General features: G+C 60.1%; 21 protein-coding genes, 1 tRNA gene and 1 pseudogene. 11 read left to right on the forward strand and 12 right to left on the reverse strand.

Annotated features, from left to right (window positions below):
* The first annotated feature begins 337 nt into the window (after positions 1-337).
* From PseAD21_RS02730 to PseAD21_RS02755, 6 genes are all read left to right on the forward strand, one after another.
* Complete coding sequence (locus tag PseAD21_RS02730; protein ID WP_102354395.1) at positions 338-1,405, forward strand: DUF2333 family protein; 1,068 nt, start codon at positions 338-340, stop codon at positions 1,403-1,405.
* A 3-nt stretch (positions 1,406-1,408) separates the two neighbouring features.
* Positions 1,409-1,966 (forward strand): NUDIX hydrolase, encoded by a 558-nt coding sequence (locus tag PseAD21_RS02735; protein WP_102354396.1) that lies wholly within the window; start codon positions 1,409-1,411, stop codon positions 1,964-1,966.
* A 188-nt stretch (positions 1,967-2,154) separates the two neighbouring features.
* Positions 2,155-2,526, forward strand: a complete 372-nt coding sequence (locus tag PseAD21_RS02740; RefSeq protein ID WP_016984929.1) for a translation initiation factor Sui1 — start codon at positions 2,155-2,157, stop codon at positions 2,524-2,526.
* 217 nt (positions 2,527-2,743) lie between these two features.
* The gene (gene speA, locus PseAD21_RS02745; protein ID WP_025111754.1) at positions 2,744-4,657 is read left to right on the forward strand and encodes an arginine decarboxylase; all 1,914 of its coding nucleotides are present in this window, start codon (positions 2,744-2,746) and stop codon (positions 4,655-4,657) included.
* A gap of 232 nt (positions 4,658-4,889) precedes the next feature.
* Positions 4,890-6,230 (forward strand): type VI secretion system Vgr family protein, encoded by a 1,341-nt coding sequence (locus PseAD21_RS02750; protein WP_102354397.1) that lies wholly within the window; start codon positions 4,890-4,892, stop codon positions 6,228-6,230.
* Positions 6,227-7,021: a DUF4123 domain-containing protein gene (locus PseAD21_RS02755; RefSeq protein ID WP_102354398.1), complete on the forward strand. Its 795-nt coding sequence runs from the start codon at positions 6,227-6,229 to the stop codon at positions 7,019-7,021. Before PseAD21_RS02750 ends, PseAD21_RS02755 begins: the two co-directional genes overlap by 4 nt.
* Here the strand turns inward: PseAD21_RS02755 and PseAD21_RS02760 are convergent.
* Positions 7,012-8,367 carry an MATE family efflux transporter gene (locus PseAD21_RS02760; RefSeq protein WP_102354399.1) on the reverse strand — a complete coding sequence of 452 codons (1,356 nt, stop codon included), beginning with the start codon at positions 8,365-8,367 and terminating at the stop codon, positions 7,012-7,014. The two genes, PseAD21_RS02755 and PseAD21_RS02760, sit on opposite strands and share 10 nt — an antisense overlap.
* A 162-nt stretch (positions 8,368-8,529) precedes the next feature.
* Positions 8,530-8,823 carry a hypothetical protein gene (locus PseAD21_RS02765; protein WP_102354400.1) on the reverse strand — a complete coding sequence of 98 codons (294 nt, stop codon included), beginning with the start codon at positions 8,821-8,823 and terminating at the stop codon, positions 8,530-8,532.
* Positions 8,824-9,069: 246 nt separating this feature from the next.
* Between PseAD21_RS02765 and PseAD21_RS02770 the strand changes: the two genes are divergently transcribed.
* From PseAD21_RS02770 to PseAD21_RS02785, 4 genes are read left to right on the forward strand one after another with little or no spacing between them, the layout of a single operon-like run.
* Positions 9,070-9,372, forward strand: coding sequence for a MazG-like family protein (locus PseAD21_RS02770; protein ID WP_007951009.1), 303 nt, complete (start codon positions 9,070-9,072; stop codon positions 9,370-9,372).
* Positions 9,372-10,121, forward strand: coding sequence for a methyltransferase (locus tag PseAD21_RS02775; protein WP_102354401.1), 750 nt, complete (start codon positions 9,372-9,374; stop codon positions 10,119-10,121). The genes PseAD21_RS02770 and PseAD21_RS02775 overlap by 1 nt, the downstream gene beginning before the upstream one ends.
* A 12-nt stretch (positions 10,122-10,133) precedes the next feature.
* Positions 10,134-10,742 carry a DUF4136 domain-containing protein gene (locus PseAD21_RS02780; RefSeq protein ID WP_102354402.1) on the forward strand — a complete coding sequence of 203 codons (609 nt, stop codon included), beginning with the start codon at positions 10,134-10,136 and terminating at the stop codon, positions 10,740-10,742.
* Positions 10,743-10,793: 51 nt separating this feature from the next.
* Positions 10,794-11,351 (forward strand): DUF4136 domain-containing protein, encoded by a 558-nt coding sequence (locus tag PseAD21_RS02785; protein WP_102354403.1) that lies wholly within the window; start codon positions 10,794-10,796, stop codon positions 11,349-11,351.
* A gap of 229 nt (positions 11,352-11,580) precedes the next feature.
* On the opposite strand, the gene PseAD21_RS02795 is transcribed toward PseAD21_RS02785, so the two are convergent.
* Both PseAD21_RS02795 and PseAD21_RS02800 read right to left on the reverse strand, forming a co-directional pair.
* Positions 11,581-12,120: an AidA/PixA family protein gene (locus PseAD21_RS02795; RefSeq protein ID WP_102354404.1), complete on the reverse strand. Its 540-nt coding sequence runs from the start codon at positions 12,118-12,120 to the stop codon at positions 11,581-11,583.
* A 125-nt stretch (positions 12,121-12,245) separates the two neighbouring features.
* Positions 12,246-12,749, reverse strand: coding sequence for an inclusion body family protein (locus tag PseAD21_RS02800; protein ID WP_008076892.1), 504 nt, complete (start codon positions 12,747-12,749; stop codon positions 12,246-12,248).
* A gap of 374 nt (positions 12,750-13,123) precedes the next feature.
* On the opposite strand from PseAD21_RS02800, the gene tam reads away from it, so the two are divergent.
* A complete protein-coding gene (tam, locus tag PseAD21_RS02805; protein WP_102354405.1) occupies positions 13,124-13,894 on the forward strand; it encodes a trans-aconitate 2-methyltransferase in 771 nt (256 codons plus the stop codon).
* A gap of 128 nt (positions 13,895-14,022) precedes the next feature.
* Here the strand turns inward: tam and PseAD21_RS02810 are convergent, their stop codons facing one another.
* The 8 genes and pseudogenes from PseAD21_RS02810 to PseAD21_RS02845 form a co-directional block, all read right to left on the reverse strand.
* Positions 14,023-14,751, reverse strand: coding sequence for a class I SAM-dependent methyltransferase (locus tag PseAD21_RS02810; protein WP_102354406.1), 729 nt, complete (start codon positions 14,749-14,751; stop codon positions 14,023-14,025).
* 160 nt (positions 14,752-14,911) lie between these two features.
* A pseudogene (locus PseAD21_RS02815) lies at positions 14,912-15,318 on the reverse strand (type II toxin-antitoxin system HicB family antitoxin).
* Positions 15,319-15,354: 36 nt separating this feature from the next.
* Positions 15,355-15,534: a type II toxin-antitoxin system HicA family toxin gene (locus tag PseAD21_RS02820; RefSeq protein WP_102354407.1), complete on the reverse strand. Its 180-nt coding sequence runs from the start codon at positions 15,532-15,534 to the stop codon at positions 15,355-15,357.
* Between the two features lie 263 nt (positions 15,535-15,797).
* Positions 15,798-15,871: transfer RNA gene (locus PseAD21_RS02825), tRNA-Gly, on the reverse strand.
* Positions 15,872-16,031: 160 nt separating this feature from the next.
* On the reverse strand, positions 16,032-16,916 hold the full coding sequence (locus tag PseAD21_RS02830; RefSeq protein ID WP_102354408.1) for an alpha/beta fold hydrolase: 885 nt from the start codon (positions 16,914-16,916) through the stop codon (positions 16,032-16,034).
* A gap of 315 nt (positions 16,917-17,231) precedes the next feature.
* Entirely contained in the window at positions 17,232-17,924 is a 693-nt protein-coding gene (locus PseAD21_RS02835) for a pseudouridine synthase (RefSeq protein ID WP_102354409.1), read from the reverse strand.
* Between the two features lie 33 nt (positions 17,925-17,957).
* Positions 17,958-18,188 carry a cysteine-rich CWC family protein gene (locus tag PseAD21_RS02840; RefSeq protein WP_102354410.1) on the reverse strand — a complete coding sequence of 77 codons (231 nt, stop codon included), beginning with the start codon at positions 18,186-18,188 and terminating at the stop codon, positions 17,958-17,960.
* Positions 18,181-19,668, reverse strand: a complete 1,488-nt coding sequence (locus tag PseAD21_RS02845; RefSeq protein WP_102354411.1) for a sensor domain-containing diguanylate cyclase — start codon at positions 19,666-19,668, stop codon at positions 18,181-18,183. Before PseAD21_RS02845 ends, PseAD21_RS02840 begins: the two co-directional genes overlap by 8 nt.
* Between the last annotated feature and the right edge of the window lie 59 nt (positions 19,669-19,727).

Raw genomic sequence — 19,727 nt, forward strand, 5'->3', positions numbered from 1 at the left:
TAATCTGCGGTGCTGCACAATTCAGTTTCTGACCGAGTGGTATCAGATTGGACCTGCTCGTTGTGAATCCCCCCGAAAACCGGACATGTGATGCTACTTATCCGGCGGAAAAGCTTTTATAAGCAACGCGACAGCGCACACTCATGCGCATCTGTAAATGCTTTGTCCAGACCTTCATTGATGACAGTGCGTCAGGGAAACCCTTAGAAAAATCGCCGGTCGATGCTGCGCCTTGCGCCGATTTTCTGCTTCTCTTCAATGGCGGGTGCCGGCCTCGGCACGTTGTTGTATGGTTGTGGTCGAACCGTTGAACCCAAGTGATTGAAAGGATATCGCCATGCTGGACTGGAAGAACCGCGCGGGCAGCGCGCCTGAACGTGCCGCTGAGCCGAAGTCGGCCGCCCGCAGCTATGTGGGCGGGCTGTTGTTCAGCCGCGCGCTGGCCACGCTGATCGGCATTTACCTGCTGGTGACCATCGGCCTGGGCTGGTATTGGAGCCAAGAGCCGGCGCTGTTTCCGGTGGCGCAAAGCGCCCAGGCGGCGGCCGAGAAAGAAGGCAAGCAAATGGTCGTCGGCTACACCACGGTCGAAACCCTCAAGACCGTTGCCGGTACTTTGCTGAACAAGCCGGGCGGCTACATTTCCAACGACCGTTTCCCGCCGGGCTTGTGGATGGACAACACACCGAGTTGGGAATACGGCGTACTGGTGCAGGTCCGTGACCTGACCCGTGCCCTGCGTAAAGACTTCGCCCGTTCGCAGTCGCAGTCGGCCGAAGACGCCGATCTGGCCAAGGCCGAACCGCGTTTCAACTTCGACAACAAGAGCTGGATCCTGCCATCGAGCGAGTCGGAATATCAGGAAGGCATCAACTCCCTGAGCCGTTATCAGGCGCGCCTGTCTGACCCGACGCAGAAAAACGCCTTGTTCTACGCCCGTGCCGACAACCTGAACAACTGGCTGGGCGATGTCGGCACCCGTCTGGGTTCGCTGTCGCAACGTCTGTCGGCCAGCGTCGGCCGGGTGAAACTCAACACCGCGCTGAAAACCGAAGTCCCGGCCGTTGGCGAAGTGCCGCAGGTTGACGAAGAAGTCGTCGAGACCCCGTGGATGCAGATCGACAACGTATTCTACGAAGCTCGCGGTCAGGCCTGGGCGTTGTCGCACCTGTTGCGCGCCATCGAAGTCGATTTCGCCGATGTGCTGGCGAAGAAGAACGCCACCGTCAGCGTGCGCCAGATCATCCGTGAACTGGAGGCTTCGCAGGAGCCGGTCTGGAGTCCGATGATTCTCAACGGCAGCGGCTTCGGCGTATTGGCCAACCACTCGCTGGTCATGGCCAACTACATTTCCCGGGCCAACGCCGCAGTGATCGATCTGCGTCAGTTGCTCAATCAGGGCTGAGTCATGGTCGATAGCGCCAAAGAGGCGGCCCACCGCGCCGCCTCCGATGCCGAACAAATCGCCTGGGTCGACGAGCAGGACAACCTGCTCGGCGCTCTGGTGCGGGCTGATTTGCGTGAGCGCGGGCTGATCGGTCGCGGCACCTACATCATGTTGTTCAACTCCGCCGGTGAGCTCTGCGTGCACCGACGCACCTTGAGCAAGGCTATCTATCCCGGTTATTGGGACGTGGCGGCGGGCGGCATGGTACAGGCTGACGAGACCTACGCCGAGTCGGCTGCCCGTGAGCTGGAAGAGGAGCTGGGCGTGAGCGGGGTGGAACTGACCGCCCACGATCATTTCTACTTCGAAGACACTGGCAATCGCCTGTGGTGCTCGGCGTTTTCCGCGGTGTGGGACGGCCCATTGAAACTGCAACCGGAAGAAGTGCTGGAAGCACGCTTCATTCCAGTTGCGCAGGTGCTGTTGGAAATCGAACAAAAGCCTTACTGCCCGGACTCTTTGGCAGCCTTGAAGCGCTATCTGAAGGCTCAGCAAAGCGACGTCGCAAAGAACACATGAATTGGCGCCGATTGGCTCTTAGCAATTGCGCTTTTTGCCGTTACACTGCGCGACCTTTTCAAGCTGTGCCGGCCTGCTTTTGCAGGAGCATCCGGTGCAGTAGCGCTGCCCCTGCCTGAGTGGGGCTTCGCGGTCGATAACCTTGCCCAAGGTTGCGATCAGTCTTTGTCCTCCCAAGAGGATTGCCGGTGGCCAAAAAAGCCGCATCCTTCGCCGCCCTTGGTGGCCTGGTATTTTCCACCGACGCAGGTCGTCATTGCCCGGAATGCAGTCAGCCGGTGGACGCCTGTATCTGCAAACAAACCGTGATCCCGGCAGGCGACGGCATTGCCCGTGTGCGTCGCGAGAGCAAGGGCCGTGGCGGCAAGACGGTGACCACCATCACCGGCGTGCCGCTGGCCGAAGACGCCCTTAAAGAGTTGGCGACAACGTTGAAGAAACGTTGCGGCACCGGTGGGGCGTTGAAGGACGGGATCATCGAAATCCAGGGCGATCATGTCGAGCTACTCTTGGCAGAGCTGATCAAGCACGGTTTCAAGGCGAAGAAGTCCGGCGGCTAGCAGCCTCTGTGAAAACCACCTGCGGCTTGATCCGGTGTTGAAATGCTCAGCGCCGGCGTCGTCTCCATGGTTTTCACAGAGCCTGTTCATACCGGTTTCTAAACTACACGCTGTCAGCGCGGTCTACCGCGGCGCTGACGAACCGTCATTTTCATTCTTTAGACTGCGCCGGCCTGAGATCAGGCGACGCACTATGACTTCTTTATAGGGGACTTCGATGTCCGTACGACGCACACGCAAAGACGATGGCAGCCAATGGACAGTTGCGGACAGCCGCAGTGTTTACGGGATTCGCCATTGGGGGGCCGGGTATTTCGCGATCAATGACGCCGGTCGCGTCGAAGTTCGTCCGAACGGCCCGAGCAGCTCGCCTATCGACCTGTTCGAACAAGTCGACCAACTGCGCAAGAGCGGCTTGTCCTTGCCGTTGCTGGTGCGTTTCCCCGACATCCTGCAAGACCGCGTTCGTCAGCTGACCGGTGCTTTCGACTCGAACATCGAGCGCCTGGAATACCAGAGCAAGTACACCGCGCTGTACCCGATCAAGGTCAACCAGCAAGAAGCGGTGATCGAGAACATCATCGCCACCCAGAACGTTTCCATCGGTCTGGAAGCCGGCTCCAAGCCTGAACTGCTGGCGGTGCTGGCACTGGCGCCGAAGGGCGGCACCATCGTCTGCAACGGTTACAAGGACCGCGAGTTCATCCGTCTGGCGCTGATGGGCCAGAAGCTCGGCCACAACGTGTTCATCGTGATCGAGAAAGAATCCGAAGTCGGTCTGGTGATCGAAGAGGCTGCCTCGCTCAAGGTCAAGCCACAGGTCGGCCTGCGCGTGCGCCTGTCGTCGCTGGCTTCGTCGAAGTGGGCGGACACCGGTGGCGAGAAGTCCAAGTTCGGTCTGTCGGCGGCGCAACTGCTGTCGGTGGTCGAGCGCTTCCGCGCGGCCGGTCTGGATCAGGGCATTCGCCTGCTGCACTTCCACATGGGTTCGCAGATCGCCAACCTCGCTGACTACCAGCACGGCTTCAAGGAAGCGATCCGTTACTACGGTGAGCTGCGCAACCTTGGCCTGCCGGTCGATCACATCGACGTCGGCGGCGGTCTGGGTGTCGACTACGACGGTACTCACTCGCGCAACGCCAGTTCGATCAACTACGACATGGACGACTATGCCGGTGTCGTGGTCGGGATGCTCAAGGAGTTCTGCGACGCGCAGAGCCTGCCGCACCCGCACATTTTCTCCGAAAGCGGCCGTTCGCTGACCGCGCACCACGCGATGCTGGTAGTGCAGGTGACCGACGTCGAGAAGCACAACGACGAAATCCCGCAGATCGAAAACAAGGAAGCGCTGCCGGAAACCGTGCAGTGGCTGGTTGACCTGCTCGGCCCGACCGACATCGAAATGGTCACCGAGACCTACTGGCGCGCCACCCACTATATGAGCGACGTGGCTTCGCAGTACGCCGATGGCAAGCTGACCCTGGCCGAAAAAGCCCTGGCCGAGCAGTGCTACTTCGCCGTGTGCCGTCGCCTGCACAACTCGCTGAAGGCGCGTCAGCGTTCGCACCGTCAGGTGCTCGACGAACTCAATGACAAGCTGGCCGACAAGTACATCTGCAACTTCTCGGTATTCCAGAGCCTGCCGGACACCTGGGCGATCGACCAGGTACTGCCGATCATCCCGCTGCATCGTCTGGATGAAGAGCCGCTGCGCCGCGCCGTGCTGCAAGACCTGACCTGTGACTCTGACGGCAAGATCAACCAGTACGTCGACGAGCAGAGCATCGAGACCAGCCTGCCGGTACACGGTCTGAACGAGGGTGAAGACTACCTGCTGGGTGTGTTCCTGGTCGGCGCCTATCAGGAAATCCTCGGCGACATGCACAACCTGTTCGGTGACACCGACTCGGTGAACATCTACCAGAACGCCGATGGCAGCGTGTACCACGCCGGTATCGAAACCCACGACACCATCGAAGACATGCTGCGTTACGTGCACTTGTCGCCGGAAGAACTGATGACCCACTACCGCGACAAGTGCGCCAGTGCCCGCATCAGTGCCAGCGAGCGCACGCAGTTCCTCGATGCCTTGCGTCTGGGCCTGACCCGCTCCTCCTACCTGTCTTCCTGAGAACAGGTGCGCTCCCGCCGGGTTGTCTGAAGTTTTTCCGCAAACTGCGGAAAACTCGGATAACCCGGTGGGACATCTCCCAAAATCCTCGCGAAATGTTTGGCTAACTGCATCAGGAAAGTCATCCGGTCTGCTTTTCGCGTAGGTCATTTCCTAAGTTGTACTTCAGCTCTCTACTCGGCCATGGCTCTCGGCGAGAATCCCCGGCCGCCCCTCCTGTAGAGATCCGCCCATGTTCGATTCAGTCAACGAGCCGTCGTTTCGTCTCGATGTAGCGGGGCTTTCCGACCCCTTCGAGGTGCTGGCCTTTACCGGAAGTGAGGGCATCAGCGAACCCTTCGCCTTTGACATCGACCTGTTGGTCGATGACCCGCACCTTGACCTTGCCAGCCTGTTGTACCGCTCGGCCTTCCTGCAGTTCGGTCCCTTGAACAATGGTCTGAACGGCCAGTTGCAGGGTGTCGTCCAGCATGAACACGGCGAGGGTTCCCGGCTGTGTCGGGTGACGCTGGGGCCGAAGCTCTGTTGTCTGGAGTTACGCTTCAGTCAGCGGATTTTCAGCAGCCAGAGCGTGCCGCAGATCCTTGCGCAGGTGCTCAAGGAACACGGAATTATCGGTATGCAACGACGCTTCGATCTGCACCGCGAATACCCGGTACGGACCTTTTGCACCCAGTACCGCGAGTCGGATCTGCAATTCGTGCAGCGGCTGTGTGCGCAGGCGCAAATCCACTACTACTTCGAGCACAGGCCTGACGCACACTGTCTGGTTTTCGCCGATGATCCGGCGCGTCTGCCCGTGGCTGACGTGGCGTCTGTGGACAATGGCGCCAAGCCGGCGGTGCGTCGCTGGCAGGTACAAGTGGAGGCACAGGATGTGCCCGAGCGTGCTGCCGGAACCCGCATGGCCGAAGGCCGCAGCGACCTGCCGACCTTGCGCAGCGCGCAGTGGCTGGCGCTGGCCGGCCACCCGTTTGCCGAGTGCAACCGCCGCTGGTTGCTGAGCCGGATCGAGCATCGCGGTGATCCTGCCAGCGATCCGTCTTACAGCAATCGGCTGTTCGCCGCAGCCGAGGCGCCACTCCCCACATCCGTGAGCATTTGCGCGAGGCCGCGCATGCACAGCCTGCAACGGGCCTGGGTGGTGACGGTCGACGAGCCACAACCCGATCAACTGCGGCCGGTGGCCGTGCAGTTTGACTGGCTTTATCAGGGGGAGGGCGCTGCTGCCAGCCACTGTTGGCTACCCCTCGCTCCGGCATTGAGCGATACGCCGCTGGCGTCGCTGCGCGAAGGTGTCGAAGTGGTGGTGAGCTTTCTGGAGGGCGATCCGGATCGGCCGGTGATCAGTGGTTTCCTGCAGGAATCGGCAGTGCTCGAAGGCGAACATGAGTCTTCGCCTCCCGTGCTGCCGGACGATTTGCCCAGCGCAGGCCTGACACAATGGCTCGAGTCTGGCGAACCCATGCTGCTGTTGTGTCTGATCCCCGGCGGTGGCAGTTACAACCACTGCGCGGCGTCAATCTGTAGTTGCCGGCTGCTCGCGTCGCTGGATCAGGGCGGCGCCACTTGAGCGGCGTCGGGTTTGCCCAGCAGGTGAATTGGCTGTTGCTCGACGGCGCCGATGCCCGGCAGGCGCTGACGACACTGGGTCAGGGGTTCGCCGGGGTGCGTTGCTCGCGGTTGTTCGATGGCACCGAATTTCAAGCGGTGAGTGAGCACGGGCCGCTGCTGGTCGATCTGGACGGTACTCCGGCATTGGCCGCGCTGTGTCACCGGGATCCGCAGACCTGGCGCGGTCTGCTGTTGGCCAGTGAGGCCTCTGAGCAGAGCCTGCTGAGTCATCTGCGGCGAATGCTGACGGTTTCCTTCGAGCCCAACCACCGTGCCTTGCTCGGGTACTACAACCGCCAGACGGCCAGTTACTTCTTCGATGCCTGTGACGCCAGTGACTTGAGCCGCTGGCTCGGGCCGATCGACCTGTTGCGCTGGTTCGGTGGCACCTGGGCCGACTTTGCCATCGGCAGTCAGGGCTGGCAGCAACTGCGTAATCCGCAGTGGGCGGTGGAGCCGCTGGGAATCGATGAAAGTCTCACCCGTCGTCAGCGTGAGCGCTTGCAAAGCTGTCTGCTGGAACAGCACATCTGGCGCTGGTGCCAATCGGCGGCAAGCAACTACCCGACGATGGCTTCCCACGTTCAGCAGGGGCTGGCGCTGGGGTTTCGCGAAAGGACGCTGCTCGACGACTGGCTGTGGCTACGCTTGCAGCATCCGCGCGGACCATTACTGCCCGTGCCGGACGGATTGAGTGCGCCAGCGCGACTCGAACAATTGCGCCAACTCTGGCAACGCGATCAACCCTGAGAATGGTTACCGCTGAACCAGCCATCTTTACGCCGCAGCCACAGGGCCAGTGCGCCGAGGGTCAGGCTGCGTAATACCATGAACAACAGGAAAGTTATCCACAAGCCGTGATTGCCCAGCCCCTGCAATGCCCAGGCGAACGGCAACAGCAGCGCGACGGTCAGTAGCATGCCGTTGCGCATTTCCCGGGCGCGGGTGGCGCCGATGAACAGGCCGTCGAGCAAGTAACTCCAGACGGCAATCAACGGCAGCACGGCCAGATACGGCAGATAGACGAACGCGGTGTCGCGCACGCTCTGGATATCGGTCTGCATTTCGATGAACAAATGCCCGGCCAGCAGAAACAACGCGGCAAAACCGAGGCTGGCCAGCAATGACCAGCCCCCGGCCACCACCAATGAGCGACGCAGGGCCAGGCGATCACGGGCGCCAATGGCGTGTCCGCACAAGGCTTCGACCGCATGCGCCAGCCCGTCCAGTGCATGGGCGGTCAACAGCAGGCCGTTGAGCAGCAGGGCATTGGCCGCCACCGTGGCATCGCCGAGCCGCGCGCCTTGCACGGTGATCAGGAAAAACACCGATTGCAGCGCCAGGCTGCGGATGAAAATGTCGCGATTGACCGCCAGCAGCGGACGCCAGCTCTGCCACACCTTCAACGCCGCCCAGGCGATGTGCCCGGGATAGGCGCGCAATGCGCCGCGGGTCAGCCACAGGCCGAGCAGGGCGCCGCTCCACTCGGCAATCACCGAAGCCCGGGCCGAACCGACCACGCCCCACTCAAGACCAATGACGAACCACAGGTTGAGGGCGATGTTGATCAGGTTGGTGCTCAGCAGAATCGCCAGCGGTGCCCGGGCGTTCTGGGTGCCGAGAAACCAGCCGACCAGGGCATAACTGGCCAGCGCTGCCGGCAGTCCGAATAACCGGGTGTGGAAGAAGTCGCGGGTCAGTTGATCGAGTTCCGCCGAGGGCTGCATGAAATGCAGGGCCACGCCGCTCAACGGCACGCCCAATGCTCCGAGCACGATCGCCAGCCCCAGCGCCAGCAGCAAGCCCTGCAACAGAATCTGGCGCAACGCCGCGCCATCGCTGCGCCCGGCGGCTTGGGCGGCAAACCCGGTGGTGCCCATGCGCAGAAAGCCCATGGCCCAGGCGAGAAAGGTGTAGAGACTGGCGCCGACTGCCACGGCGCCCAACTGATGGGCGTGGGGCAGGTGGCCGATGACGGTGCTGTCGACCAGCGCCACCAGCGGCACGGAAATATTCGAAAGTATCATCGGCGCGGCGAGCGCCCAGACCTTGCGGTGAGTCGGGCGGTCGCGCCAGTCGGCAATCAGGTTGGACATGCGGGCTCCTTGGGGGAGCGGGGATTGTAGCGATTCATCTGGTTCGCAGTGCGATCCATTGTGGCAGCGAGCCTGCTCGCGAAAGCGTCAGGTCTGTCAAAGCTGTGCTGAATGACACACCGCCTTCGCGAGCAGGCTCGCTCCCACCGGGAGGCATCGGTGTCAGTGGATGATCCAACTCAGCAACCACAACCCCAGCAGCAACCAGATGATCCCGGCGATGATCGACGCATTCATGAACGCGCGGATCGCCGACCACAACAGCATCAAGCCGACGATCAGCGCGAGGATGCTGATGATCGAGGTGTCCATGCCCAGCGTCTTGGCCAGGCCATCGACGAAGTTGCCACCGGCGTTGCCCAGAATGTTGAACAGGCCGCTGAGCCCATCGACGATGAAGCGGATGATCGAGCCGAGTGCCTGGCCGAGCCATTCGAAAAAGCTTTCTACCTGCATGTGTGCATCCTGATGAAAGAGCTGAGCCTTGGGCCACAACGCAGGTGGCCGAGTTCCCTGCAACTATAGAGGGTTTGCACCGAGCTTGTGTGGGAGCGGGCTTGCTCGCGAAGACGGTGTGTCATTCAACTCATCAGTTACTTGACCCACCGCATTCGCGAGCAAGCCCGCTCCCACCAAAAGCACAGCGTGCCCCTTGCCTTCGCTTGGCATCCCCCCGAAGCTATACGCCTTCAGGAGAGCCCGATGAACCTTGTTGAACTGACCGAACGCCTGCACGCCATTCGCGACCGCAATGACTGGCGCCAATTCCACAGCCCGAAAAACCTGGCCATGGCCGCCAGCGTCGAGATGTCCGAGCTGGTGGAGATTTTCCAGTGGCTGACTGAAGACCAGTCGCGCCAGTTGCCGGCGGACAAACTGGCGCATGCCGGGCAGGAAGTCGGCGACATCGTGCTGTACCTGTTGCTGCTGTGCAGCGAGTTGGGGCTGGACATGAATGAAGTGGTGCGCAGCAAGCTCGCCGACAGCGAACGGCGGTTCAGCTGATGAGCGACCGGCATTTCGATCAGTTGGCGACCCGTTTCGCCGAAAAAATCTACGGTGGTGCCAAAGGTGCGATTCGCCTTGCGGTGCTCCAGGCCGACCTTGCCGAAGCTTTGCCGGACCGGCCGCTGCGGGTGCTGGATATCGGCGGCGGCCTGGGCCACATGTCGCTGTGGCTGGCCGAACGTGGGCACGAAGTGACCTTTACCGAACCGGCCGAGCCGATGCTTGAAGGCGCCCGCCAGCGCTTTGCCGAAGCCGGGCAAACCGCGACGTTCATTCAGGCGCCGTGGCAGGAACTGCTCGGTCAGCTCACTGAGCCGTACGATCTGGTGATCTGCCATGCGGTGCTCGAATGGCTGGCCGAACCCCACGCGATCCTGCCGGTGCTGCATCAATTGACCAAGCCCGGCGGCTGGCTGTCGCTGGCGTTCTACAACCGTGATGCGCTGATTTATCGCAACCTGCTCAAGGGCCATTTCAAGAAGATGCGCAAGAACGTCATGGCCGGCGAAAAGCAGAGCCTGACCCCGCAGCAGCCGCTTGATCCACGGGAATTGGCGACGCAACTCGAAGGCTTGTGGCAGGTCGAAACCCAGAGCGGTGTGCGGGTTTTCCACGACTACATGCCGGTGGAGTTCCAGGCCCGCGTCGAACTGGCGGACTTGCTGGAAATGGAACTGGCGCACCGTCGTCACCCAAGCTTCGCCGGGCTTGGGCGTTATTTACACTGGATCTGCCGGCCGATCTGATCGGAGCACTGCATGAAAGCTCAATCGGGGTTATTACTGATTTGCCTGGGGTTGGCCGCTTGCCAGGGCAGCAACCCTTATGTGGCGCAGTCGCGACCCTTGCCGCCGGCCCCGCCGCAAGCCGCCACCACGTTCGACCGCAGTGCCTATCCGGCGCCACCGCGCGATTACGGGCGCTACCGCAGTTGGGCCTGGCTCAACGGCCAGTTGCCGCCGGGCACGGCGTGGGCCGATTCGGCGCAAGTGGCCGAGGCGGTCAGCAATGCCCTCGATCAACGTGGTTTGCGGCCGTTGCATGACAATCGTCCGGCCGACCTGTTGGTGAGCGCCAATCTGCGTCTGGAAACCCGCTTGCGTCAGGTGCAGGACGATTACGGTTATGGCGGATACAGTGGCTATGATCGATACGGGCGCGGTTATGGCATGTACAACAGCGTGCCGATTGTTCGCACCTATCAGGAGCAGGTTGTCGTGGTGCAGGTCAATCTGTTCGACGCCGGCACCGGTCAACCGGTGTGGAGCGCCAGCGCCGAAACTGCCAACCAGGGTAGCCAACTCGTGCGCACCGATGCCATTCGCGAGGCTGTGGAAAAAGCCATGTCAGCCTATCCGCCCAGCTAAACTCCAGGTGAGAACGCTTCGCAGGTTCATGCCTTCAACCGGAGAAAAACCATGTTCCGTCGTCTCGCATTACTGGCCATGGCCGCGCTGCTCAGCGCCTGCGCCGCTAATCAGGTCAACCATGACTTCGACGCCAGCCGCGACTTTGCCGCGTATCGCAGCTGGAGCTGGAAAGACCCCGCCCTGCAATATCGCCCGGATGATCCCCGGATCAAAAGCGACCTGACCGAGCAACGGATCCGCCAGGCGGTCAGCGATCAGCTCGACCAGCGCGGTTTGCGCCCCGCCGCAGCGGGGGCCAAGGGTGACTTGAGCGTGCAGACCTACCTGATCGTCGAGGATCGCCAGCAGCAAGTGACCACCAACTACGGCGGTGGTTGGGGCGGCCCGTGGAACGGTTACTGGGGCGCGCCGATGTACAACGAAACCCGCAACATCACCTACAAGGTGGCGACGATCCAGATCGACCTGCTCGACGGCAAGGACGGCAAACTGGTGTGGCGCGGCAGCGATGAGCAAATGCTCAGCAGCACACCCAATCCACAGGATCGCAGCAATGCGGTGCGCGAAACCGTCAGCCGGATATTGGCCAACTATCCACCGCGCTAGACCGCTGTAAAAAACGGGAGCCCAAACGGCTCCCGTTTTTTTGCCTGACACAAATTCCCTGTGGGAGCGGGCTTGCTCGCGAAAGCGGTGGGGCAGTCAACATCAATGTTTGCTGGGCCGACGTCTTCGCGAGCAAGCCCGCTCCCACAATTGATCGTCGTTGCTTTGAGCATTGAGTGCGCTTAACTGATCGGCATTAGCCTTGGAGGCCGGTTTTTTACGCGCCTCATCAGCTCGCAATCTCCACCCCAACCTGCCACTGAAAGAACCCCACCACTTCACATTGCTGATTGACCAGCATGAACCCCAATTCGCACTGGGCGGTGCCGGGTGTTTTCGGGGTGCATGTCCAGAAGTGGTCGTCCGCTTTGTGGCTACCTGGAACGGATGGCGTTTCCGGGTTGGGCGCAGGGACGGTGAGGCCAGTGTGTACTTCCAGTTGCGGAGCGGTAAGCACGCTGCTGTTATCGACGGTCATGCGGTAGGCAACCACGCTGTGCTCGGCGATCAGGCTGACGCTTCTTGCACGAAAATGAATGTCACGGCCAATCTCGACAATGACTTTAGTGCTACTGTCATTTGTAACTATTTCGTTTGAGTTATTACTTGTGGCGAAAAAGATCAATCCATCGGGGATGTCCGTCGGATTCGCCGGGTCCTGGCTGGGTGTCGGATAGCGCGAAAGCAGGGATTCGGCATCGACGATCAGTAACACGTTTTGTGCGGTGGTGACGGTAGATGAAGGGGAAGGGATCGGTTCGGAAGTCATCATGGATTCCTTTCATGACGTCGCTACAAACTGGCGGCCGCTTCGGTCAAGGCAAGACATCCTGTTCCGGCCGGGGCGGCATCGGATCGGTAGGGCCCCCCGTTGCCAAGGGGCCCGGGGCATCGTCAATTGTGGATGGAGATGAACGGATCCCACGAGCAGCAGCCGATGATCTGGCAGTTGCGATCGACGATCAGGAAGTGGAAGTGATAGGTCACGCGGCCGCAATCCAGGGTCTCGGATGACCAGTAATGGTTGTCGACTTTCTGGCAGCTGGGCACGGATGGATTTTCGCGATTCGGTACTGCAACGCAGGCTGTGGCCTTGCGCGGCGAGGGTGGGGAGATCAGATCGGCACCGGCGTTACCGATGAATTTGTAGAAAATCACCGCTTGTTCGAAGCTTTGCGACAAGCTGGTTTCACGCCAGCGGATCAGGTCGCCGACCTGCGCCTTGAGGTCCAGTTCGCCACCGGCCTGGCCACTGACGACGTTGTCCTGGTTGGTGACCATGTACACATGATGCCAGTCGATCAGCGTGGGATTCTTCGGATCCTTGCTGATGTTTGGATACTTTTTCAGAATGGTTTCAGTGTCGATGGAAACCAGAATATCCGTAACTCGAGACATGGTGATGCTCCTTTTTCATAGTGAACGTCGGACTGCAATCCAGGCACGACGACGCTTGCTTGTCGCATGGCATTTGCGAGCACACTACTGGGGGAACCCATCGGTCATGAGGGACGGGCAGGCCGTGCTCCTTGCACGAGATTATCTGTAATCGGGTTCCTTCCGATTGCCGCAAATTGACTATAGGTAGGATTTTTTGGCTGTCAAAAACGCTTATGTATGGCTCGACGGACGGTCGCAAGATGCATAGGGATCGACGAATTGGCGATAAGCAGGACGTCGCCAGACACCGTTTGCAATGAGTCGCTCTGGAACAGCCCGCCGGGCTGCCTGTATCGTGACGAACCGCTGGAATGTCCCGACAGGAGAACGCAATGAGTTGGTCCGCCAAACAATACGTCGCTTTTGAAGATGAACGCACCCGCCCGGCCCGTGATCTGCTGGCGGCAATTCCCACGGTTCAGGTGCGATCAGTGGTCGATATCGGTTGTGGCCCGGGTAATTCCACCGAGCTGCTGGTGCAGCGTTTTGAGCAGGCGCAGGTCAGTGGCCTGGACAGTTCGCCGGACATGATCGACGCCGCGCGCAAGCGCTTGCCACAGCTGCGGTTCGAGGTGGCCGAGATCAACCGTTGGGCTGATGCCGGCCCGTTCGATGTGATCTTCGCCAACGCGGTGCTGCAGTGGCTGCCTGATCACGCTACTTTGCTGCCGGCGCTGGCCGGCAAACTGTCCGCCGGTGGGAGCCTGGCGATCCAGATGCCGGACAACCTCAACGAGCCTTCCCATCGGCTGATGCGCGAAGTCGCCGCGAACGGCCCGTGGGCGGCGAAACTGGCTGGCGCCGCCGGGCAGCGCACCGAGATGGCGAGTGCCCGCGAATACTTTTCGATGTTGCGCCCGCATTGTTCGCGGGTCGATGTCTGGCGCACCACCTATCACCATCAACTGGCGGGCGGTGCGGTGGGGGTGGTGGAGTGGTTCAAGGGCAGTGGCTTGATTCCGTTTCTCAGTCCGTTGACCGAAGACGAGCGGGCGCAGTTTCTGCAGCAGTATCTGGCGGCGGTTGCGGAGGCTTATCCGGCGTTGCCGGATGGTTCGGTGCTGTTGCCGTTTCCGCGGCTGTTTATCGTCGCGATTCGCTGAAGTCAGGCTTCAGGCACTTGTAGTGAGGGGATTTATCCCCGACGGACTGCGCAGCAGGCCCTCTAAGCGGGGGCTGCGCACCCATCGGGGATAAATCCCCTCACCACATATTGTTTGCTCAGATCAGATCAACGCTGCACGGCCACCAACATCATCATCGGCCGCTCCCGTTCTTCAGCCAGCGCCGGTTGCGCCGCCACTTCAGCCTCGCTCGGCCCCCATTCGTTGACATGGCGAATAGTGAACCCGGCATCAATCAGCGAATTCAACAGCGTGCCAATCGTGCGGTGCTGCTTGATCACTCCCTCGGCCAGCCAGTTGGTCACCCGCTCGCCCTCCAACTGATAACTGTCCAGCGGCCAGCGCTTGTGGCCGTCGCTGTCGATCAACCAGCCTGGATTGCGCGGGGCCATGAAGATCGGATGTTCAATGGAAAACACAAAGTGCGAACCGGGTTTCAGCGCCGCGTACAGATGAGCGAACAGTCCGGGCAAATCCTTGATGTAGTGCAGTGCCAGGGAGCTGTAAGCCAGGTCGAAACTGCAGGCCGGCAAGTCGAGATGCTCAAGGCCGGCGCGTTCGTAGCGGATGTTCGCCGCCGTGGTGGTTGCGCGCGCCTGCTCCAGCATCTTTTTCGAGACATCCAGCCCCAGCACATGGGCGGCGCCGTGTTCACTGGCCCAGCGGCTGACCCAGCCATAACCACAGCCGAGGTCGACCACGTTCAAATCATGCATCGATGGCAACAATGCCTTGAGCGCCGGCCACTCCGGCGCAGCATCGAGGCCGCCGATGGAGCGGTTCAGCTGGCTGTAGCCCTGGAAAAAAACGGGATCGTCGTAGATGTTTTGCGTCATGGGAAGTGCTCTTTTGAGTTCTGTCATCAGCGGCACAGCGGCCGCGCCATGGAGTCCCTCGAAAGTGAAAACGCGTATTCGTTGATGGCCGCGTAGGGGAGGGTGATGGGTGGTGGGTGGTGGGTGATGGGGAAATGCCAGCGGAGAGCCGGTTTTGCATTCAACCTTGCTGCAAGACCTTCAACGCTGCCGACGCCAGAAACCCCGAACGGCTCTTCTCTTCCGGGTGATGAAGCACGTATTCATCAATGCGGTTGAGCAGATAGCCAGGCAGCGTGATGTTGAGTTTCTGCGCCTTGCCCAGGTATTTGGTGACGTCAATATCAACCACAGCCCAAGCACAGCCAACATACTGCGGGTTCGATACATGCACGCCAAGCTTGCTGGCTGGCGGGATCGGCGCACCGTCCTCGGCCAGAACTTCGAAATGCCCCTCAATGGCTTCGCGAGCCATCGCGACGGCATCATCAAGATCATCGCCGGCGGAAAACAGCCGGGAATATCCGGTACTTCCACTCCCCAGGCGTGTTCGTCATCACCTATTGAAATTGCGATAGGGTAAAGCATGTTCGTGGTCCTCCTGGACGCTCTAGGCGGAGTGAGTCAAGGCAGCGCCTGTTTCAAAATACTGATGGCCGTTTTTTTAAGCAGGTCCTTCTTCGGATGCGGCACCGTCACCAATCCGGGTTTGACGGGATGTTTAAAGTGATGGTGACTGCCTTTGACCCGCACCAGGTACCCACCGTCTGCGACGAGTTGGCCGATTAAAAAACGGCTATTCACAACACCTCCTTGTGGTGTGCTTGGTAGGTACTATAACTACTGATTTTTTTGATCAACACTATAACCACCGAGCGGTCATCGTCCTTTGTTCTGCTCGGTGGCAAGAATCAGTCTAGGCAGGGTCTTGGAGCTGGGATGATGGGTGTGTTGCAGGCCTTTACGAGCCAATGTGGGTAAATCCCAGACACAAAAAAACCGGCCCTGTAGGCCGGTTTTTCTGTTCCTGCATCCCCCGTCATACCACAACGTGAGACCCAATTGAGTGGAGCGGGTAGAGGGAATCGAACCCTCAACTAAAGCTTGGGAAGCTTTCGTTTTGCCACTAAACTATACCCGCTCAAAGAGCGGCTGACTTTGTACCAGAGTCGGGCGCGGATTTGAAGTTTTTCTTTTGCTCGCAGCGCGTTACAGCCTTGAAAACGGTCATTCGCGGGTGAGTCGGGCAGGGACGATACGCTGATGTTCGAGCCTGCCGACTCGCTCGCGACGACACGTTTTCAAATGGCCAGTGCATGGTGATCCTGAACGAACGAGTAACGCGTTCGGCTCGACTGCTGAGTGGGTTTCAGGAAACCGAGCAGGGCGTTCTGGCTATCTCGGCAAGCAGCCTTGTGCTCCATGTCGAGGAAGTGCCCGGTGGCCTGCAGCGTGGTGAAAGTGCTGTGCGCCACGTGGTTGCCGAATATCCGGGCGTCTTCGGCGGCGGTGTATTCGTCCCATTCACCGTTGAGGAACAGCACCGGCACGTTGATCTTCTTTGCCGCATTCAGGTAGCACTGACGATCGCTGTGCAGCACGTCACTGATGTGGAAGTGCATCTGCCCGTATTCGTGCTCGGCCAGGCTGCTGACGTGGCGATAGTTGAAGCGCTTGAACAGTGATGGCAGGTGTTTGCCGATGGTGTTGTTGACCAGATGCCCGACGCGGTCGCCATCGCGCTGACCGAGGTAATCGACACCGCGCTCCAGGTAATCAAGCATGTGCGCGTTGATCACCGGCGAGAACGAGCTGATCACGGCTTTTTCAATGCGCCGTGGCTGGTGGGCCAGGGCAACCAGAGTGGCCGCGCCGCCCCAGGAAAATGACAGCACGTGTTCGGCACCGAAATGGTCGATCAGCTCCAGCAGGATCTGCCCTTCGACTTCCTTCGTCAGATGTTTCTCGTGGCGGTTGTGGACTTTTGATCTGCCCGCGTAGGGCTGGTCGTAGCAAACCACGTTGAATTGCGGGTGCAGGTTTTTCACAGTCTGTGCAAACGACGCAGTCGTGGCCATCGAGCCGTTGACCAGGATGATGGTCTTTTCTGCGGCGTCTGCGCGATAGAACTCCGTGTAAACCCGATACTGACCCTGTATATCCAGCACAGCGATTTCTGGCCTCATGTCATAAGACTCCTGGCAAGCAAGCGGGTATGCGCGCAAATAGAGATTGCACGAGCTTTGTGACAGGTAGGCATACGCCTGGAATTTCTTGGCCCATGTCGATCCATGACTGCGGTCGACGGGTATTGTTATTGGCGGGCAGTCTGCCGGCTGAGACGCAACCCAAGGGGCTTGCGACCGGCAAAAAGTTTCTTGGATGTATGGTGTGACTCATCGGTCACAATCTGGCCGACGTCCTGATTCAAGCAGTGGGATGGGGATCGCGCAAGTGCCGTTGGTAAATTGTTCGACAACTTCTGCTGAGCGGTCGCCGGCTTAGAACAAATGGATCTCTTCGGTGCGCAAAGCACGGTACTCGCCCGGTTTTAGCGCGTCATCGAGCAGCAGCGGCCCCATCGATTCACGGTGCAGGCGCAGCACTTTGTTGTTGAAGTGGCCAAACATGCGCTTCACCTGATGGTAACGGCCCTCGACGATGCTCAGGCGTGCCGCGTTCGGGCCGAGGACTTCGAGCTGTGCCGGTTGCGTGGTCAGGTCTTCGAAAGCGAAGTAGATGCCCTCGGCGAAGGTGATCGCATATTCCGCTCCGATCTCCTGTTCGGTCTCGACGTAATAGACTTTTGGCAGTTTGGTCTGCGGCTGGGTCAGGCGTCGCGACCAGGTGCCATCGTTGGTGATCAGCATAAGCCCGGTGGTGTTGAAATCCAGGCGCCCGGCGATGTGCAGGTCGTCCTTGTCCGGTTCATCGATCAGGTCGAGCACGGTCGGGTGCTGCGGATCGCGGGTGGCGCTGACGCACCCCGGCGGCTTGTGCAGCATGAAGTAGCGCGCCGGTTTGCCGAGCTGCAGGAGTTCTTCATCGACTTCGACGCGGCTGAACTCCAGCACTTCGCTGTGCGGGTCGCTGACGACTTTTCCGTCGATCCGCACACGTTTTTCAACCAGCAACAGGCGAACCTGCTGACGGTTGTAGCGGGGCAGGTTGCTGAGGAATCGGTCGACGCGCATGCTCAGATATCGATGGAAGGCGGGGCGCGCATCTTACGGGATCGGCCGCACCGCTGCTTGCAGTTGCGCCTCGACCTGAGCGCAGCGCGGACACAGGCAGGATTTATCGCGCAGCGCCGCGGGCAGGGCTTCGAGTACTGCCGGATCGATGCTCACGCCATAACACCAGCAGGCTCGGTCGGCGGTTCGCGGGTCGGCCAGGCTGCAATCATTGCGGGCGCCGCAGGCGGGGCAGAGGTCGGGTTTTGCGTCGGTGTCAGGCATAAGTCGAGTGAGGCATTTCCACGCAAGTACGGTTACGGCCGGTTTGCTTGGCCCGGTACATCGCATGATCGGCCCGGGACAGCAGGGTGTGCAAGGTGTCATCTGCTTGCAGGGTGGTGGCACCGATGCTCACGGTCAGATTCAGGCTATGGCCATTGTAGGAGTATTCGTGTTGTTCGACGTGTTGGCGGATCTTCTCGGCAATCTTCTGACCGGTGTCGCCATCAGTGTCCTTCAGCAACACGATAAATTCCTCACCGCCCCAGCGACAGACGATGTCGGAATGGCGCAGGCAGCTTTGCAGATCCCGGGCGAAACCGATCAGCACCTGATCGCCAGCCAGGTGGCCGTAGGTGTCATTCAAAGTCTTGAAGTGATCCAGATCGAGCAGCAGCGCAGTCAGTGGCTTCGGTTCGCGTTGCGCTTCGTGCAGGGCTTGCGCGGCGAGCAGGTCGAAGCCGCGGCGGTTGGGCAATTCGGTGAGGCTGTCGAGGGTGGCTTGCGCCTGGATCTTGCGCTGGTAACGGCCGATCACGCGGTTGAGCAAGGTCAGCACGCCCAGCGTCACTAACAGACAGATCAGCAGGTTGAGGTACAGCGACTGACGGATCTCAGTGAGTGCACCGTCCTCGCGCTTGTCGACGAACAGGTACCAGTTCAACTCTGGAATAAACCGCACATTGAGGAAATGTCCCTGGCCGTGGGCGGAATATTCGTAGCTGCCGCTGTGCGGTTTGGGTAACTGGCTGACCAGGCTTTTCATGCTGGCAAGTTCGCCGAGGCCTCGCCCTATATGCGCACCCTCCGGGCCGCCATTGGCGCCGGTGAGTACCAGTCGCCCGAAGGCATCGACAAAATAAACGCTGCGTTGATAGCGCTGCTGGTATTTGTCGATCAGCTTAATCACCGCATCCACCGTCAGGCCCACGCCGGCGGCGCCAATGAAGCGATTGTCGTAGTCGTAGACCTTGTAGTTGATGAAGAACGTCAGGTTGTCCTTGTTGGCCAGATCCGGGTCGACGTTGATCTCATACGGGTCTTTCATGTCGCGCACGCGGAAGTACCAGGCATCGCGCGGCTCATCGATCTTCACTTGCTTGAGCACGCCCTTGGCGTGGTAGTAGGTGTGGCTGCTGTTGGAGACGAAGAACGCGGTGTAGGCGCCATAGTGGGTCATGACCTCGTCGAGGTAGCGGGTCATCTGCAACGGGTCTTTTTCGCCGTTTACCACCCAGTCACGCATGAAGGTGTCGCGCGACATCATTGAGGAAATCAGGATCGGTCTGACGAGGTCTTTCTGGATTTCCGAATAGACCGTGTCAGACGTCAGCGGCAGTTCGGTGTTGATGATGCTGTCGCGGATCGACGCCCGCGAGGCGTAGTAGCTGAGCAACGAAGTGGCGAGGAAGCCGGCGCCGAGCAGGGCGACCAGTGTCAGAACCAGCGAGCGTTGCGAGTACAGCGCAGATCTGTGCGGCATGGGCGATTCCGTTGGCAGATAAGCCGATGGCAGCATTCTAGTGGCACTGCCTGGAAATA

Source organism: Pseudomonas sp. AD21 (genome assembly GCF_002878485.1).
Lineage (GTDB): Bacteria > Pseudomonadota > Gammaproteobacteria > Pseudomonadales > Pseudomonadaceae > Aquipseudomonas.

Bases quoted from the DNA above. Each gene is read 5' to 3' on its own strand.
- PseAD21_RS02785 (WP_102354403.1), top strand. From the start codon at position 10,794: ATGTTCCGTCGTCTCGCATTACTGGCCATGGCCGCGCTGCTCAGCGCC.
- PseAD21_RS02830 (WP_102354408.1), bottom strand. From the start codon at position 16,916: ATGAGGCCAGAAATCGCTGTGCTGGATATACAGGGTCAGTATCGGGTT.
- PseAD21_RS02810 (WP_102354406.1), bottom strand. From the start codon at position 14,751: ATGACGCAAAACATCTACGACGATCCCGTTTTTTTCCAGGGCTACAGC.
- PseAD21_RS02840 (WP_102354410.1), bottom strand. From the start codon at position 18,188: ATGCCTGACACCGACGCAAAACCCGACCTCTGCCCCGCCTGCGGCGCC.
- PseAD21_RS02770 (WP_007951009.1), top strand. From the start codon at position 9,070: ATGAACCTTGTTGAACTGACCGAACGCCTGCACGCCATTCGCGACCGC.
- PseAD21_RS02775 (WP_102354401.1), top strand. From the start codon at position 9,372: ATGAGCGACCGGCATTTCGATCAGTTGGCGACCCGTTTCGCCGAAAAA.
- PseAD21_RS02800 (WP_008076892.1), bottom strand. From the start codon at position 12,749: ATGTCTCGAGTTACGGATATTCTGGTTTCCATCGACACTGAAACCATT.
- PseAD21_RS02750 (WP_102354397.1), top strand. From the start codon at position 4,890: ATGTTCGATTCAGTCAACGAGCCGTCGTTTCGTCTCGATGTAGCGGGG.
- speA (WP_025111754.1), top strand. From the start codon at position 2,744: ATGTCCGTACGACGCACACGCAAAGACGATGGCAGCCAATGGACAGTT.
- PseAD21_RS02735 (WP_102354396.1), top strand. From the start codon at position 1,409: ATGGTCGATAGCGCCAAAGAGGCGGCCCACCGCGCCGCCTCCGATGCC.
- PseAD21_RS02760 (WP_102354399.1), bottom strand. From the start codon at position 8,367: ATGTCCAACCTGATTGCCGACTGGCGCGACCGCCCGACTCACCGCAAG.
- PseAD21_RS02845 (WP_102354411.1), bottom strand. From the start codon at position 19,668: ATGCCGCACAGATCTGCGCTGTACTCGCAACGCTCGCTGGTTCTGACA.
- PseAD21_RS02730 (WP_102354395.1), top strand. From the start codon at position 338: ATGCTGGACTGGAAGAACCGCGCGGGCAGCGCGCCTGAACGTGCCGCT.
- PseAD21_RS02780 (WP_102354402.1), top strand. From the start codon at position 10,134: ATGAAAGCTCAATCGGGGTTATTACTGATTTGCCTGGGGTTGGCCGCT.
- PseAD21_RS02765 (WP_102354400.1), bottom strand. From the start codon at position 8,823: ATGCAGGTAGAAAGCTTTTTCGAATGGCTCGGCCAGGCACTCGGCTCG.
- PseAD21_RS02835 (WP_102354409.1), bottom strand. From the start codon at position 17,924: ATGCGCGTCGACCGATTCCTCAGCAACCTGCCCCGCTACAACCGTCAG.
- tam (WP_102354405.1), top strand. From the start codon at position 13,124: ATGAGTTGGTCCGCCAAACAATACGTCGCTTTTGAAGATGAACGCACC.
- PseAD21_RS02795 (WP_102354404.1), bottom strand. From the start codon at position 12,120: ATGACTTCCGAACCGATCCCTTCCCCTTCATCTACCGTCACCACCGCA.